General features: G+C 64.4%; 15 protein-coding genes. 4 read left to right on the forward strand and 11 right to left on the reverse strand.

Going from position 1 to position 16442, the window contains the following annotated elements:
- The first annotated feature begins 747 nt into the window (after positions 1 to 747).
- From ABWV64_RS10965 to ABWV64_RS10975, 3 genes are all read left to right on the forward strand, one after another.
- A complete protein-coding gene (locus tag ABWV64_RS10965) occupies positions 748 to 2859 on the forward strand; it encodes an ATP-binding cassette domain-containing protein (RefSeq protein WP_353345929.1) in 2112 nt (703 codons plus the stop codon).
- 4 nt (positions 2860 to 2863) lie between these two features.
- Positions 2864 to 4051 carry an HlyD family type I secretion periplasmic adaptor subunit gene (locus ABWV64_RS10970; RefSeq protein WP_353345124.1) on the forward strand — a complete coding sequence of 396 codons (1188 nt, stop codon included), beginning with the start codon at positions 2864 to 2866 and terminating at the stop codon, positions 4049 to 4051.
- A 234-nt stretch (positions 4052 to 4285) separates the two neighbouring features.
- Positions 4286 to 4816, forward strand: a complete 531-nt coding sequence (locus ABWV64_RS10975) for an alkylphosphonate utilization protein (protein WP_353345126.1) — start codon at positions 4286 to 4288, stop codon at positions 4814 to 4816.
- 49 nt (positions 4817 to 4865) lie between these two features.
- Here ABWV64_RS10975 and dtd read toward each other — a convergent pair whose 3' ends face one another.
- The 11 genes from dtd to ABWV64_RS11030 all read right to left on the reverse strand — a co-directional run bounded on the left by dtd (position 4866) and on the right by ABWV64_RS11030 (position 15807).
- A complete protein-coding gene (dtd, locus tag ABWV64_RS10980) occupies positions 4866 to 5303 on the reverse strand; it encodes a D-aminoacyl-tRNA deacylase (protein ID WP_353345128.1) in 438 nt (145 codons plus the stop codon).
- Positions 5304 to 5306: 3 nt separating this feature from the next.
- The gene (locus tag ABWV64_RS10985; protein ID WP_353345931.1) at positions 5307 to 5993 is read right to left on the reverse strand and encodes a nitroreductase; all 687 of its coding nucleotides are present in this window, start codon (positions 5991 to 5993) and stop codon (positions 5307 to 5309) included.
- Positions 5994 to 6020: 27 nt separating this feature from the next.
- Complete coding sequence (locus ABWV64_RS10990; RefSeq protein WP_353345130.1) at positions 6021 to 7166, reverse strand: TFIIB-type zinc ribbon-containing protein; 1146 nt, start codon at positions 7164 to 7166, stop codon at positions 6021 to 6023.
- A gap of 3 nt (positions 7167 to 7169) precedes the next feature.
- A complete protein-coding gene (locus tag ABWV64_RS10995; protein WP_353345132.1) occupies positions 7170 to 7562 on the reverse strand; it encodes a hypothetical protein in 393 nt (130 codons plus the stop codon).
- Between the two features lie 50 nt (positions 7563 to 7612).
- Entirely contained in the window at positions 7613 to 8755 is a 1143-nt protein-coding gene (locus ABWV64_RS11000; protein ID WP_353345134.1) for an SPFH domain-containing protein, read from the reverse strand.
- An 18-nt stretch (positions 8756 to 8773) separates the two neighbouring features.
- Positions 8774 to 10177 carry an NADH:flavin oxidoreductase/NADH oxidase family protein gene (locus ABWV64_RS11005; protein WP_353345135.1) on the reverse strand — a complete coding sequence of 468 codons (1404 nt, stop codon included), beginning with the start codon at positions 10175 to 10177 and terminating at the stop codon, positions 8774 to 8776.
- On the reverse strand, positions 10174 to 11178 hold the full coding sequence (locus ABWV64_RS11010; RefSeq protein ID WP_353345137.1) for a DUF2927 domain-containing protein: 1005 nt from the start codon (positions 11176 to 11178) through the stop codon (positions 10174 to 10176). The genes ABWV64_RS11005 and ABWV64_RS11010 overlap by 4 nt, the downstream gene beginning before the upstream one ends.
- A 21-nt stretch (positions 11179 to 11199) precedes the next feature.
- Positions 11200 to 12399, reverse strand: coding sequence for a toxic anion resistance protein (locus ABWV64_RS11015; RefSeq protein ID WP_353345139.1), 1200 nt, complete (start codon positions 12397 to 12399; stop codon positions 11200 to 11202).
- A gap of 65 nt (positions 12400 to 12464) precedes the next feature.
- The gene (locus tag ABWV64_RS11020; RefSeq protein ID WP_353345141.1) at positions 12465 to 13391 is read right to left on the reverse strand and encodes a 5-bromo-4-chloroindolyl phosphate hydrolysis family protein; all 927 of its coding nucleotides are present in this window, start codon (positions 13389 to 13391) and stop codon (positions 12465 to 12467) included.
- Positions 13392 to 13600: 209 nt separating this feature from the next.
- Positions 13601 to 14428 carry a TerC family protein gene (locus ABWV64_RS11025; protein ID WP_353345143.1) on the reverse strand — a complete coding sequence of 276 codons (828 nt, stop codon included), beginning with the start codon at positions 14426 to 14428 and terminating at the stop codon, positions 13601 to 13603.
- 131 nt (positions 14429 to 14559) lie between these two features.
- Complete coding sequence (locus ABWV64_RS11030) at positions 14560 to 15807, reverse strand: pseudouridine synthase (protein WP_353345145.1); 1248 nt, start codon at positions 15805 to 15807, stop codon at positions 14560 to 14562.
- A gap of 104 nt (positions 15808 to 15911) precedes the next feature.
- Here ABWV64_RS11030 and ABWV64_RS11035 point away from each other — a divergent pair, with 104 nt between their 5' ends.
- On the forward strand, positions 15912 to 16367 hold the full coding sequence (locus tag ABWV64_RS11035) for a nucleoside deaminase (protein ID WP_353345147.1): 456 nt from the start codon (positions 15912 to 15914) through the stop codon (positions 16365 to 16367).
- Positions 16368 to 16442 lie beyond the last annotated feature (75 nt).

The following is a 16442-nucleotide window of genomic DNA, read 5'->3' on the forward strand; positions in this document are numbered from 1 at the left end:
CAGCAGGACCGCGCCAAATCTGGTGCGATGTCGCATCTGCCCGCGCCCGATATTTTTGCTGAGCGCAAGCCTGAACCCTTTGCCACGCCCAAGCCCAAAGCTCCCCAATCTGCCGTCGCCGCGCCTGCCAAAACCGTGCGGGTTTTGTCGCCCAAACCTCAGCCGCGCGCGCCGCAATTGCAAGAAAATCCCGTCGCCAATGGCGCGCCCAAGCCCAGCCGCGCGGCGCAAATGCAAGCCGCCCTGCGCAGCGCGGCCCTGAGCGCGGGGGCGGCGATGCCTGATGTGAAGTCCGGCGCGGCCCGTGTCTTGCACCGCGCCCGCAAGGGCTTGCAACAGGCGCGCCCCGCAGCCGTTGCCCAGCCCTCCGCCGCGCCAGCCGCAACCCAAACCGCGAAGACGCCTGCGCCCGCACCCAGCCCCGTGTCAGCGCCCGCGGCCGAGACCCAAGCGCCGAAATCCCAAGCGCCAAAAACCAAAGCGCCGGTGTTCAAGGTCTCCTCGCCCAAACCGCAAAGCGCCGCCCCCGCGCCAGCGCCCGCCAGCGCCCCCGCGCCAGCACAGCCCGCGCGCAAACCCTCCGCCGCCGTGGTGCATTTGGGCGCCGCCGCCGAGGCCCTGCGCGCCGCCAATGCCTTGCCCGATATGGTCGCGCGTTTCGTGCCGAGCATGGGCAAATCCGCCCCCCGCGCCGCCATGACCCCCGTGGCGGCCTTGGACGGCGCGCCCAAAGCGCCCAGCGTGCAAATGAGCCCCGAACAAATCCGCACCCGCGCCGAAATGGCCTCGGTCTATGCGGGGCTTTTGGGGGCCGAAGCACCCGCCGGTGATCTGCGCGATGTGTTGACTGCCGCCCGCGAAGCCGAGCCGCTGCGCGCGCTCGCCCGCACCTTGCAAAGCGCGGGGCTTGTGGCCGAAATCGCCTCCGCCGCCGAGGTCACGCCGGACCTGTGGCCCGCCATGGCGGCGATGACCAACGGGCAAATCGTGCTCGTGCTGCGCCAGCGCGGCGGCGAGATGATCGTCTATGACGCCACCTGCACCGACAAACGCGCCCATGTGGATCTCTCTGAATTCAAAGAGTTTTTCTCGGGCACCTTGCTGCATGCGGAGGCGCCATTGGAACAATTGGCCCGCGCCCATAGCCCCAAGGGCGACAGCGGCCATTGGTTCTGGAGCCAGTTCGGCCGCTTTCGCCGCTACTTCGCCGAGATCGCCCTTGGCTCGCTGGTGGCGAACCTTCTGGCCGTGGCGGTGGCGCTGTTCTCCTTGCAGGTCTATGACCGCGTGATCCCGCATCAATCGCAGGCCACGCTTTGGGTGCTGGCCGCTGGCGCGGGGATCGCCCTGTTGATGGAAGCCTCGATGAAAATCGCCCGCGCGCGGTTGATGGACGGGGCAGGGCGGCAGATCGAGCTATCGGTGCAAGGCATATTGATGGAGCGCATTTTGGGGATGCGGTCGGAGCAGGCGGGCAAATCGCCCTCGCAGCTGTTCTCCTCTATGCGCGAATTCGGGTCCGTGCGCGAATTTTTCACCGCCTCCACCATCGGCACTTTGGCCGATATTCCCTTTATTTTCGTCTTTCTCGCCCTTGTGGCCTCCATCGCCGGACCAGTGGTTTGGGTCTTGATCGCGGGCGGAATCTTGATGGTCCTGCCAGGGTTCTTTTTGCAAAAGAAAATGCTGCGCCTGACGGTCGAGACCCAAGGCGCCAGCGCCAAATCCTCGCGCCTGTTGCATGAGGCGGTGTTCGAGCTGGACACGGTCAAAACCCAGCGCGGCGAAGACCGTTTCCGCCGCCTTTGGGCCGAACTCACCACGCTCTCGGCGGTGAAATCCTCCGAGCAGCGCAAGATCGCGGCGGCGCTCAGTTTCTGGAGCCAAGGGGTGCAGCAAGCCACCTATGTCAGCGCCGTGATCCTTGGCACCTACCTTGTTTTTGCAGGGCAATTGACCGTCGGTTCGATCATCGCGGTGGGTATTCTGACTGGCCGCACCCTCGGGCCGCTGACGCAATTGTCGGGCACGATGGCGCGCTGGGGCAATGTCAAAGCGGCGCTCGACGGGCTTGATACGATTGCCTTGGCCGAGCAGGACGAAGAAGAGGGCCGCAGCTATCTGCGCCGCGAGGCGCTGCGCGGGAATTACGAGCTGCGCAAGGTTAATTTCCGCTATGATGCCGAGGGCGGTGTCGATCTGGACGTGCCGCGGCTCAAGATCAAATCCGGCGAGCATCTGGCGATTTTGGGGGCCAACGGATCGGGCAAATCGACCCTTCTCAAACTGATGAGCGGCCTGTACGAGCCGAGCGAGGGGCGCATCCTTTTGGACGGCACCGGCATGAGCCAGATCGCCCCGCGCGATTTGCGCCGCGGCATCGGCTATCTGGGGCAGGACGTGCGGCTCTTCTCCGGCACATTGCGCGAAAACCTGAACCTGACGATGATGGAGCGCGACGATGCGCGCCTGATGCAAGCTCTTGATTTTTCTGGACTTGGACCCTTTGTTCAGGCCCATCACAAGGGGCTTGATCTGGAAATTCGTGACGGCGGGCAGGGGCTGTCGGTGGGGCAACGCCAATCCATCGGCTGGGCGCGTTTGTGGCTTCAGGATCCGAAAATCTGCCTGCTCGACGAGCCGACGGCGGCGCTGGACCAGACGTTGGAGAACACATTGGTCAGCCGTCTCGACGATTGGCTGCAAGGGCGCACGGCGATCATTGCGACGCACCGCGTACCGATTTTGAAGCTGACCGAGCGGACCTTGATCATGCAGGGCGGGCGTTTGACGGTGGACGGGCCGCGCGACGAGGTTCTGGCCCATCTGAACCGCCAACCGCAGGTAAAGGGAGCCTAACGCCATGGCCACAGCCACCACAAACCTCGGCGCGCAGATGCAGCGCGAATTGCGCGGGCCGAGCGCCGTCATCTGGCTTTCGGTGCTCACGGTGTTCCTCTTTATCGCATGGGCCGCCTTTGCGTGGGTGGACGAGATCGTGCGTTCGGATGGCGAGATCATTTCCTCCTCGCGCCCGCAGATCATCCAGAACCTCGAAGGCGGTATCCTCGCGGAATTATTGGTAAAAGAAGGCGACGTGGTCGAACGTGGCGATGTTTTGGCGCGGCTGCACGGGATGCAATTCCGCTCGTCGGTGGATGATTTGCAAGACCAGATCAACGCCCATGACATCCGCCGTTTGCGCCTTGAGGCCGAGCTTGGCGGGCAGTTCGATTTCGCCGTGCCGCAGGTGCTGATGACCCGCTCGCCGGACATTGTTGCCTCCGAGCGCGCGCTGTTGCAGGCGCGCCAGTCGGATTTTGTCAGCCGCCGCGAAGGGGCGCAGCGTGTGCTCGATCAGGCGGCCAAGGAAAAATCGCTTCTCGAAAACATGCTGGCGCGAAAAATCGTTTCATTGATTGAGGTTACCCGCGCGCGCAAGACCTATGCCGATGCCAAAATCCGCTATGACGAGATCGTCACGCAGGCCGAATTGGACCGCGCGCAGGAATATTCCGAGACGCTCAAGGAACTGGCGACGCTCAAACAAAACCTCAAAGGCTCGCAAGACCAGCTGTCGCGCACCGTGTTGCGCAGCCCGATGCGCGGCATTGTCAACGGGCTGTCGGTGACCACCATTGGCGGCGTGGTGCGACCCGGCGAGGAGATTTTGCAGATCATCCCCTTGGGCGAGGAGCTGTTTGTCGAGGCGCGCGTTGCGCCCAAGGACATCGCCAACATCCGCCATGGCCAAGAGGCGACCATCAAGCTATCTGCTTATGATTACACGATTTTCGGCACGCTCAAGGGTAAGGTTGACGTAATTTCAGCCGATACGTTCAAGGACGAGCGCGCCCGTGAGGCCGACAAGGACGCCCATTATAAAGTCACGCTCAAGGTCGATATGGAGGCGCTCACCGAGCGTCAGGCGCGGGTCGAAATTCGCCCCGGGATGCAGGCGACGGTCGAGCTGCACACCGGCGAGAAAACCGTCCTGCAATATCTTCTCAAGCCGCTTTATAAATCCAAAGAAGCCTTCCGCGAGCCTTAGGGCCGGTGATTTTCCAGTGCGAGTAACCTCGGTCGCGCGCTCCTCGATTTATCGGGGGGCGCGCTTCATTTTGCGCGGCGCCTATGCGGCGAAAACCGCTGTCTGTATCGCGTCGGTATCACGTCGGTATTGCGTCGGTGCGCCTGCGCCTGCCCCCATGCGGGCGCGTTTTGCGGTTGGCAGGGGCGCGGCGCGCCCGCATAAGGGCGCAGATCACGCCATGAGGGATGCGCCATGACCAATTGCCAGATTTGCTCGAACGAGGGGGCAAGCCCTCATGTTGTCGCGCCGCGTGACGACACGCTGGCGCTGTGCGGCACCTGCGCCGAGGCCGCGCAGGGGGCGATCACCGACGGGCCGCAGTGGCAATGCCTGCACGAGGCGATCTGGAGCGAGGTGCCTGCGGTCAAGGTCACCGCATGGCGGATGCTGCATGCGCTGCGCAGGCCTTGGGCCAATGATCTGCTCGATATCGCCTATCTGAGCGACGAAGAGGCGGACTGGGCGCAGGCGGGCATGGCCGATGCACAGGCCGAGGCGCAGGCCGAACAGGCTCTTCACCGCGACAGCAACGGCGCGGTTCTGGCGGCGGGCGATACGGTGGTGTTGATCAAAGACCTGCCGGTCAAAGGCGCGGGATTTACCGCCAAACGCGGCACCGCCGTGCGCGGCATTTCCCTTGTGGCCGATAACGCGGACCATATTGAGGGCCGCGTCGAGGGCCAGCGCATCGTGATCCTCACCCAATTCGTCAAAAAGAGTTAACGCGCGCGCCGCGCCCCTGCTCGGGTCGGCCCAGACCTAGACCCCAGACCTAGACCTCGACCCAAAGCGTCACCGGCCCGTCATTGACGAGGCTGACCTGCATATCCGCGCCAAACCGCCCCGTTTGCACCCTAATGCCCTCGGCGCGCATGGCGGCAATGAAGGCCTTATAGGCGGCCTCGCCCTCGGCGGGCGGGGCGGCGGCGGAAAATCCTGGGCGGTTGCCGCGCGAGGTATCCCCCGCCAGCGTGAATTGCGACACGATCAGCGCGCCGCCGCCCGTGTCGCGCAGGGCGCGGTTCATCTTGCCCGCCTCATCCTTGAATATCCGCAGCTTGGCGATTTTCGCCGCCATTTTCGCAGGGGCCTCGGGCGCATCCCCCGCCATGGCGCAGATCAAGATCAACAGCCCCTCGCCAATCTCGCCCGCCACATCGCCCTCGATATGGACGGCGGCGCGGCCCACCCGTTGCACCAGCGCGCGCACCGCCTACTCCTCGCGCCAGTCGAGCACTTCGCCGAGCGCGGCGCGCTCGGTGCGAAAGCCGTTGGCGGGGTGGTCCTCATCGGCATAGCCGAACGAGATGGCACAGGCGATGACGCGGTCATCGGGAATGTCGAAATGGGCGCGCACCTGATCGGAATAACCGGCGATGGCGGCCTGTGCGATGCTGCCCAATCCGGCGGCGGCAGCGGCCAAGGTAAAGGCGGTGACAAAGCCGCCGCAATCCATCGCGCCGTAAGGGCCAAGCTCGCGCGCCGAGGTGACGATCGCCACATGGGGCGCGCCGAACAGGCGGAAGTTTTCGAGCATCTGCATCGCCGATCCGGCGCGGTCGCCCTTTTTGACGCCGACCGCCTCGTATAGCTGCCAGCCGCAGGTGCGCCGCCGCTCTTGGCGCGCGCCCGAATAGCCCGAGGGAAATTCGAAATCGGAACTGCCGCTTTCTTCGAGCACCGCTTTCATCATCCGCGCGCGAAAGGCCTCGGTGGCGGGGGCGGCGGTGACGATCACCTCCCACGGTTGGGCGTTGCACCACGAGGGCGCGCGCCCCGCCATGCGCAGCAGATCCTCGATCACCGCGCGCGGTACCGGATCGGGGCGAAAGGCGCGGCAACTGTAGCGATCATGCAAAAGCCCGCGCAAAACGATGGAGGCCTCGGGGATATCACTCATCATGGGCGGGTCTTTTCCTTGTCTTGGTTACTGCTGTATCGCGGCGACATAGCCGATGGCCGCCGCGAGGATCAGCCCCGCAACCACCGCAACGGCGATTTTCCACGCGCTATAGGGCCGCGCGCCTTGCACCTTGCCGGTGCGGCCGTTGACCACGAAACGATAGGTCTTGCCCCGATATTTATAGGCCGCCATCCAGACAGGCAGCAGAATATGTTTGAACGTTACGTCACGCACGCTTGTGTCGATGTCATGGATGCGCTGGCGGTCGCCGCCGATGTCGAACCGCACGTCGCGGGCGATGGCGCGGTCCATGATGGCGCGCGCCTCGGCATATCCCTCCTCGAGCGGCACGCTATAGGCTTGGGCGCGAAATCCGGCGAGATATTCGGGCGCATAGGGCACCAGCGCGCTCAAATCCCACGGCTCGAGCGCATCGGTGAACCGTTTGGGCAGGGCGGTCGCGGCCAGCACCAGAACATCATCGAAAAACCGCGCCACGCGTCCTGATTTGGGGGTCCAGCGGACCTTGGCCACCTGCACCTTCTGGCGCTTGCCGTCGCGCATGACGCTATGGGTCTCGTAATAGACGGTGCCGCGCTCGCCGCGATAGCGCGAGGCCGTATCGGCGTCAAAGGTCCAATAGGGCACATAGATGCCTTGCATCTTGCGCCCCTTACGGGCGTATTTTTTCAAGCCCGAGGGCGCGAACCATAGCCGCCCGAGCCAATCACCCATCGCGCTGCGCGCGGCGCGCTCGTCAAGCGCAAAGGGCAAAACCGCGCGCGGTTTGATTTGCCGCTGCGCGCCGGTGTCGGTGACCACGGGGGTGGCGCAAAACGGGCATTCGGTGGCATGCTCGCCCGCGCCAAGCTCGATCTGCGCGGCGCAATTGGGGCAGTGCAGCGTGCGGATGTCTTGGGCTTCGGCCTCGGGCAGGGCGCCATCGAGCGCGGCGCGAAAATCCATCTCGGTGATGGCGGCGGCGCGGGCGGGGGCTTGGGCAATGTCCATCGGCTCGTGATGGCCGCAAAAATCGCACACAAGCTGCGCCGCCGCCGGATCGAAGCGGTAATCGGCGCCGCATTGCGGGCAGGGAAAACGGTGCTCTTGCGGGCTATGCCCGCCGTCGTTCTGGCCGCTGCTCTGGCCTGCCTTGCGGGAGGTGCTCATGGATCAGCCCGCCTTTACGCCATGGTCAAAGCTGACGATCTGCGCGATCTGCTGCGCGGCGGCGCTGGTGTAGCGGATCACATGGCAAAACAGCCGCGCGCCCCCCGTATCGGTGACCAGCCGCCCCGAAACCGTGCCCGCCTTGCCTTGGGTCACCACCTGTTCGATGTAGATTTTGCGCGGCGGGCGCAGCGCGCCGAGCGCCGCCAGAATTGCGCCGCGCCCGACCATGACGGGCGCATCGCCGCATTGCCACGTGGCATCGGGCGAAAGCATCTCTTGCGCCATCGCGCCCGCGCCCATCAAGGCCAGCGCCAGCGCCTCGGCGCGGGTCTCGGCCGCGTCGGGGGCGGGCGGCACATCATGGCCGCGCTGTATTTCGGGCATGTCAGGCATCACAAACGGTCCAAAATCGGGCCTTAGAAAAACGGGCGGCAGCGGCGCGCTCAGGCGGCGGGCGGCGGGGGCGGGGGCAGAACGGTGAAAAGCTGCGCCAGTTCCATCACATCGCCCGCATGTTTCCACCCGTCCTGACCGGCGGTCCACACATAGGTCTCGCGGCTCAAACTGCCATCGGCGGCCATCCGGCCCATGGCGGCTTTGGAATAGGGGCCTTTGGTGACGCCCGCTTCGGCGATATGCCACACATGTTCGGCGGGCGGCGGCGGGGGCGCGGCGGGCGCTGCGGCTTGCGGCGCGGGGGCGGGCGCGGCGGCGGGGCGCGGACCCCAAGGCCCCGCATTGCCCATCTGCGTGGCCATCGCCATGCCCATCCCCATGCCAAGCCCCGCACCCATCCCGCCGCCGCCATTGGGATTGGCGGCCGCTGCGGTCATCGCCTCGGCGGCGCTATATTGGGTGAAGCGGCCCAGATCACCGGCCAACCCCATCGAGGTGCGCTTGTCCAGCGCCGCTTCGACCGCTTCGGGCAGCGAGATATTTTCGATGTAAAGCTCGGGCATCGACAATCCGTAGGCGGCGATGGTTTCGGAAATCTGTGCCGCCACCAGCTTGCCCAGATCGGCGGTATTGGCCGCCATATCCAGAACCGGAATCCCCGAGGAGGCGATCACGCGGCTGAATTCCTGCACGATCACATTGCGGATCTGGAACGAGATTTCATCCATGGTAAACTCGCCGTCGGTGCCGACAATCTCGGTCAGGAAACGCGCCGGATCGCTGACGCGGATCGAATAGGTGCCAAAGGCGCGCAGCCGCACGGGGCCGAATTCCGGATCGCGGCAGATGATCGGGTTTTTTGTGCCCCATTTAAGGTCGTTAAACCGCGTCGTGTTGATATAGTAAATCTCTGATTTAAAAGGAGATTTAAAACCGTGATCCCAGTGGTTCAACGTCGTGAGAACCGGCATATTGTTGGTCTCGAGCATATAGAGCCCCGGCGTGAAGACATCGGCCAATTGCCCCTCATGGACAAAGACCGCCGCCTGTCCTTCGCGCACCGTCAGCTTGGCGCCATATTTGATCTCGTGGTCCTCGCGCTCGAACCGCCAGACCATCGTATCGCGGCTGTCGTCGGTCCAATGGATGACGTCGATGAATTCGCCGGTGAGAAAATCGAGAATGCCCATAAGAATGGCTCCTTTCGGTTACAAATCGCGCGGACGCGCAGCAAGCGCCTGCACGGATTTTTTTTCGGTTTTCAGGTAGGCCAGAAGCGCCTTCCAAGGCTTGAGATCGCGCCGCGGCGGCTCGCCCGAGGCCAGCGCGTAAATCTGTTCGAAATACCACGCTTGGGCGGCGGCGGCATTGGCATCGCGGATCGGGCTATAGGCCGAGAGCGGCCCGAAAAACCCGCGGCCCAGTTGCAGCTTGGGGCGCGGCGGCAGGGCCGCGGTCTCGCCGCTGAGCAGGCCCAAAGGCGCATCGGGATCGGTGAGCATGGGCCGCGCCAGACCGATGAAATCAATGTCTTCTTCCTTGACGGCGGCCTGCATCGCGGCGGCGGTTTCAAACCCTCCGGTGACCATGATCGGCAAATGCGTGACCTTGCGCAGGCGCGGGACGAAATCGAGGAAATAGGCCTCGCGCGCCTTGGTGCTTTCGCGTTTGGGCGTGGCGGCCAGAGGGTCGATCCGGTCGATATCCATCATCCGCGGCTGTTCGTAATTGCCGCCCGACAGTTCGATGAAATCGGCTCCTGCGCCTTCGAGCCATGCGCCGACCTGCGCGCTGTCGTCTTCGGAAAACCCGCCGCGCTGGAAATCGGCCGAGTTGAGTTTCACCCCGACGATGAACCGCACCCCGCAGGCCGAGCGCACCCGCCGGACCAGCTCCATCAGCAGCCGCGCGCGCCCCATCAACCCGCCGCCCCATGCGTCCGAGCGCCGGTTCGACAGCGGCGAGAGAAATTGCGAGACCAGATAGCCGTGGGCGGCATGGATTTGCACCCCGTCAAACCCCGCGCCGCGCGCCACCAAAGCGGCGTGGACAAACGCTTCGATCACATCCTCGATCTCTTCGGCCTCCATGGCCTCGGGGCGGGCAAACATCTTGCCGCCGACGGCCAAGGGCACGGGTGAGGCGGATTTGGGCGCGGGGTTGATGGCGGCGGGGGTCTGTCGGCCCGCGTGGTTGAGTTGCATGATCACATGGGCACCGCCGCTATTGGCGGCCTCGGCCATCTGCGCCAAAGCGGCCTGCGCCGCGTCCTCCTGCGCGCCCTCGATGGCGATATTGCCGCCGCGCTCCAGATGCGCGCGGTCCACCATGACATTGCCGGTGATGATCATCCCCGCGCCGCTCGCGCCCCAGCGTGCGTAAAGCGCCGCGTGATAGCCATTGGCGTGGTTCGATCCGGCGGCCAATCCTTCGGAGGTGGCCGATTTGGCGATGCGGTTGGCGATCACCGCGCCGCAGGGCAGGGTCACCGGCTGCGCCAAGGTCTGTGCGGGCGTCTCATCGGGCTCTTTGGGCGGTGTTTTATCCGCTGTTCTATCGGGTGTTTTGGCGGCGCTGTCGCGCGCGCCGTTGCTGGGCGTTGGCGCGCTCATAACGCGTCCCCCATCACTTCGCGGCCCAAAATACGCAGGATCGGGCGCGCCTCTTCGACACGCATGCCGGTTTTGAGCCGCGGATCATAGAGCAGTTGGAGCAGCTTTTCGTCATGGCTGGTCAGATAGGCAAATTCGTCGTCATCATTGAAAATCGACGGGCGCGCGGCGGGGCTGTCATTGCCAAGGCCCAGCCCTTGGGCCAGCTCCTCGTGGATACAGGCGCGGCGCAGGATGTCGGGATGTTCGGCGCGGATGATCGCGATGGCGTGGTTATAGCTGTCGGCGGATTGATCATCGGAAAAGGCGATGACAAGGCAATGGATCGGCCGCTCCAGATCGCGCAGAACCTGCATCGAGGCGGGCGAGATCGAGGGCACCAGCGCGCGGATTTTCGGCAAGGCGGCGGCGCGGTCGTCCTCGCTGAGGAAAAAGACCTGAAAATTCGGCTTGCGCGCGTTTGCTTCGATCGCATGACCGGTCAGCCGCGCCAGACGCGCCGCATAGGCGGCAACCTCGCCGCTGGCCTCTTTGCGCATTTCGGGGCCGACCGAGGCGCCGAATTCGGTGCTGATGCGCACCGGCCCGTTCCACCGGCGCAGCGCCTTGGCCGCCCCTGTCGAGGCCTTCAGCCCCGCCTCGGGGGCATATTCGTCGTAAAAGGCGATGCGCTCGAAATTGCGGATCAACATATCGGAGGTATAGGGCGTATCCGGCCCGCCCCCATCGGTGCGCAGCAAGCCCTGCGCCACAAGGTCGGCCTGCACGCGGGCGTAATATTGCGCCAGATCGCGCGAGGCGGCGCTTGGCGGTTCGGGGGCCGGATCGGGGCGCGGTTTGACCAATCCGGCCGGACGCGCGCGCGGCGCCATATCCGAGGGTTTGGCGGCAAACAGATCGCAAGCCCCCAGAGCCAGACAGGCCAAAACCGCCGCGCCCAAACGTGCGCGCCGGCCAAAGCCTGTGGATGCCCCGATAGTGGATGTCCCGATATATGTCACCTGCCGCGTGCCGCCTTCTGCTCAGGTCTTGGGAACGGCGGTGGCGATGGTCTCGCCGGTGCCGCTCTTGCGGGCCTTGGCAGCGGCCAGCGTGTCGCGCAAATTCGCCTCCATGGTCTTGAGCTCGACCTCGGCGGCCTTGCGGCGCGCCTTGCCCTCGTCGGCGATGGCGAGGCTTTCCTCGATGGTCGCGACCAGATCGGCATTGGCCGCCTTGACCGCTTCGATATCGAACACGCCGCGCTCCATCTCCTCGCGCACGATCTTGTTGCTCTCGCGCAGGTTCTTGGCATTGGCGGTGAGCAGCTCGTTGGTCAGATCATTGGCGTCGCGCACCGCTGCGGCGGCTTCGGCGCTGCGCTGGATGGTGACGGCCTGGGCCAGTTGCGTCTCCCAAAGCGGCACGGTGTTGACGAGGGTCGAGTTGATTTTCGTCACCAAGGATTTGTCGTTTTCCTGCACCAGACGGATCGAGGGCAGCGATTGCATCGTCACCTGCCGCGTCAGTTTGAGATCATGCACGCGGCGCTCCAGATCGTCGCGCGCGGCGCGCAGATCACGCAACTCTTGCGCGGCCATGACCTGATCGGCCTCGGGGGCGGCGGCAACGGCGGCCTCTTTGGCGGGAATATCCACCTCGTCGAGGGCGCGCAATTTCGCCTCGCCCGCGGCGATATAAAGCGCCAGTTCGTCATAGAAATTGAGGGTTTTCTCGTAGAGCAGATCGAGCGATTTGATATCCTTGAGCAGCGTGTGCTCATGGCCGAGCAGATCGTCGGTCACGCGGTCGATCTGGCTTTGCACCTCTTCGAAACGCGCGGTGAATTTGGCAAAAGGCGCGGCGCGGCCCAACAGCTTTTCCCACCACGAGCGTTCGCGCCGCACGTCCAGTTCGGAAATCGAAAACCCGCGAATGGTGGTGACGATATTGCGCAAGCTGTCGCCCGCAGGGCCGACATCCTTGTTGCGCACATCGGCGAGCATGGCTTGGCTGATCTCTTGCAATTCGGCCTGCGCGGCAGAGCCGAAGGCAACGATGGAATTGGTGTCGCTCATGTCCAACTCGGCCATGCGGCGGGTGATTTCGCCGCTCACGGGCGCATCGGCCTGCTCCAGCGGCACGATGGCATTGGCATCTTTGGGTTCGGGCAATACCACGGCGGTGATCTCTTCGACTTGTTTCAATGTGGCCTCGGCTTTGGCGCGTGTTGTTTCGGTCATAATCGTCCCCAGTTTGATCAATGCTTTGGCCCCTGCAAGGTCCAAAGACAGGTTACAAGCGCGGCTCAGCGCGCGGTGGTATCGGCCTCGGCGTCCGGCAGCGGCACGCGCAGCCCCTCGCGCGCCAGACGGTCGCGCAAAACGTCGATTTCAACGGTCAGATCGGCGCGGTCGCCTTGGCGCATCTTATCGGTGCGTGCGGCGAAATTCGCCTCCAGATCGCCGAGCAGCGCCTCATAATCGGCGCGCGCCCCCGCATCGCGGCGATGGGCGTAAAGCGCGGCAAATTTCACCGTCGCATCGCGCGCCCCGCGCAAATAGACCGACAGGTATTTGCGCGCTTGGGTCAGATCGCTGGGATCGTTTTCAAGGGTGCGAAACATCGTGCGGGCGGTGGCGGTAAACCGCTCGACGCGCGTCTCCAACTGGCGGTCGTGCACATCGGAGATTGCGGTCTGCATGGCGCGCAGATGGGTTTCGGCCTCGCCCACGGCGCGCGCCACACGGTCTGATTGAAAGGCATCCACGCCCTCCATCCCCTTGTTTTTCAAAGGGTCTGGCCCGAAAGCCATGAGATGCAGTACCGAGCCGATCACGACATAGATCAGCGGCCCCGCGATGCCTTCGCCCGCCGCATATCCGGCCAGCCCCAGCCCAAGCCCCGTCAAAAGCGATCCGGCGATTTTGCGCGGAAAGGCGGGGCGGCGGGCGATGCGGCGCGCCTCATAGGCCTCTTGCGCCTTGAGCCCCTCGCGGGTCAGCCAGGCGGCCAATAGAAGCAATCCCAGCGCGCCAAGGTTCATCGCCAAGGCCTGCGGCCCGTCGCCAAATGCCGATCCGATCAAGGGCAAGGGCGCGATAAACAACATCTTGATCCGCGCGCCGATGCGGCTGCGCTTGGCACCGCGATAGCCGCCCGCCTCGGGCGGCTGGGGCGCGGCCGGATCACCGCCGTTGCCCGGGCTGTATTTGCCGCCGTAACGCTCTGCCATGGGCTACACGCCCCCTGTGATGGCGATGAAGAAGATCATCACGATGAGCAGGATATAGCTGAGTTTTTGCAGGCCCGTTCCGGACATAGGATCCCCCGACCCGTTGAAATTCAACCAAAAGGTAAGCGATGCGGGGGCGGTTTGCTAGGGGGAAGATGCGCGTAAATCCGCCACATCCGCGCCTCTTCCCCTTGCATGCCAAACGGCTGTTAGTGGCTTTGACTATGCGTATGGGACGCACGTTCGCGCGCCAGTTTGCGCGAATAGCCCGATTGGATGATCTCCACCGCGAACAACACCACCACCGAGAAATAGAAGGTGGTTTTCGACATCGGGATCACCTCATAGCCGAAGAAATGCAGCGCAAGGCTTTCGTCATGCATCGCATGGGCCGCCGCCTGACCGGATTCGCCCAAAAGCACCACGCCGACGATGAGCAAGATAAACAGGCCCAAAACCTCATACATGCGGTTCTTTTGCAAAAACGCTGTCACCCCGTCGGCGAGCAGGATCATCGCCAGCCCCGACAAAAGGATCGCAGTCGCCAAGATCGGGAAGACATTGGTGATCGCCAGCGCCGAAAGCACTGAGTCAAAAGAGAAAATCAGGTTCATGAGGACGATCATCGCCACCACTTTGGCCGCCGATTTGCCGCTTTTGTGGCTCACATCCGTATCAAGATGTTCGACCGAAAGCATATGCGAGATTTCCTTGACGGCGGTGTAGATGATGAAAGCCCCGCCAAGCAAGAAGACACAGGTGGCGAAATTGACCCCGCCCTCCAACACGCCGGTCCAGTTCATGATAAAGAAGGGCTCGGCCATCGTGTCGATCAGCCGGATCATCACAAAGAGCAAAACCACCCGAAGCGCGACGGCGAGCATGATGCCCCAAAACCGCACCGCGCGCTGCTGCGCCACGGGGGCGCGCTGCGATTCGATGGAAATATAGAGCAGGTTGTCAAAGCCCAGCACCGCTTGCAAAAAGCAAAGCATCACCAGATTGCCAAGGTTTTCGATGGTTAAAAGATCGGCCACAATTAGGTCCCCCGTCATCGGTTTTGTTTTTGGATCAAGTCGTTGTTACCCGCAAAGGGATAGCGCAGAGCGCGGGCATGTCAAACGGGTGGGGGCATAGCGGCGCCCCTATCCGAGGCCGCGCCACCGCGTCAGCCGCGCCCTTTGGGGGCACCTCGCCCGCTGCTTGCGCCGCGCGGGCCGCCTTGGGACCTGCCGCCGCCCTGTGTTTTGCCGCCCTGTGCTTTGCCGGCCTGAGTTTTGCCAGCCTGTCCCTTGCCGGCCTGTCCCTTGCCGCTCGGTCCTTTTCCGCCCGCTGACCTGTCGCCCGCGCCTTTATAGCCGCCCTCTTTAGGCCCATTTCCCTTGGAAGGGGCGGATTTTCCTTGCGGTCCGCGCCCGCCGGATTTGCCGGATTTGCCCGCAGGTCCGGTGCTCCACGGTGCGTCCCCGTCATCGCGCGCGGCGCGCCCGCGGCCCGCCGCTTTGGCAAAGCGGCCTCCTGCGGATTTGCCGCCCGATCCGGCCGCTCCGGCCTGCGCCGCGCTTGGGGATTTACCCGCTGGTTTCCCCGACGGTTTGCCCGCGCCTTTGGCGCCGCCTCGGCGCACCGCGCGGGCGGGCGGTTTGCCCTCAAGCGGGGCGATCTCTTCGATACTCAGCCCCAGTTGGTCGCGCATGGTCTTGCGGCGCACTTCCTCGACCGCCCCCGGTTTGAGATCCCCCAATTGGAACGGCCCGTAAGAGATGCGGATCAGCCGGTTCACCGACAGGCCGATCGCCTCCATGGCGCGGCGGATCTCGCGGTTCTTGCCCTCGCGCAGCCCCACCGTGAGCCATGCATTCGCGCCTTGCTGGCGGTCGAGGCTGACGCTCATCGGTTGGAAATGCTCGCCATCCGCCGTGATCCCCGCGCGCAGGGGGCGAAACGTGTCTTCGGTCGGGCGGCCATTGACGCGCACGCGGTAGCGGCGCAGCCATCCCGTCGAGGGCAGCTCGAGCTGGCGTTTGATCCCGCCGTCATTGGTGAGCAGCAAAAGCCCTTCGGAATTGAGATCGAGCCGCCCGACGCTCATCACCCGCGGCATATCCTCGGGTAGGGATTGATAGATCGTCGGGCGGTCCAACTCGTCGCTATCCGTGGTCACAAGGCCGGTGGGTTTATGAAAAAGCCACAGCCGCGCGGGTTCGGGCGGGGCGAGCGGGGCGCCGTCCACCTCGATGCGGTCGCGCGGTGTGACATTGAGGGCGGGGCTGTCGATCACCGCGCCATTGACGCGCACCTGCCCGATTTCGATCATCCGCTCGGCCTCGCGGCGCGAGGCAACGCCCGCGCGGGCGATGACTTTGGCGATGCGTTCGCCTTTGGGGGTGTCGGGTGTGTCGGGGGTATCGGCCATGGGGCAGCTTTCACAGGCAGGAGGAGGCGGGAGGGCGCCGTTTTGCCTTGCCCTAACGCAAAATGCGCCATTGCGAAAGCGGTGATGGCTTGCCAAGAAGAGATATGAAGATGAATTCGCATATGCAGGCGGCTTTGCAAGAGGCGCGCGCGGCGGGGGCGCGCGGCGAGGTGCCGGTGGGCGCGGTTTTGGTCGCGCCCGATGGGGCCGTAGTGGCGCGGGCGGGCAACCGGACGCGCGAATTGCACGATCCCACCGCCCATGCCGAGGTTCTGGCGATCCGCGCGGGCTGTGCGGCTTTGGGGTCCGAGAGGTTGTCGGGCTATGCGCTCTATGTCACGCTGGAGCCTTGCGCCATGTGTGCCCAAGCGATTTCTGCCGCCCGCATTGCGCGGCTTTATTATGGCGCCTCGGACCTCAAAAGTGGCGGCGTCGAGCAGGGCGCGCGGGTGTTTTCCCATGCCCAATGCCACCATGTGCCCGAGGTTTTCGAAGGCATCGACGCGGCGGCCTCGGCAGATTTGCTCAAGGGGTTTTTCGCGAAGATGCGCAGGCCGTAAGCGCCGCGCGTTCGGGGCGGACGGTTGCCCCGAGGCGGCAGGCGCGGGATCGGGCCGAGGCGGCAGCGATTGCGG

The sequence above is a fragment of the Litorivita sp. NS0012-18 genome (assembly GCF_040371945.1).
GTDB lineage: Bacteria > Pseudomonadota > Alphaproteobacteria > Rhodobacterales > Rhodobacteraceae > Litorivita.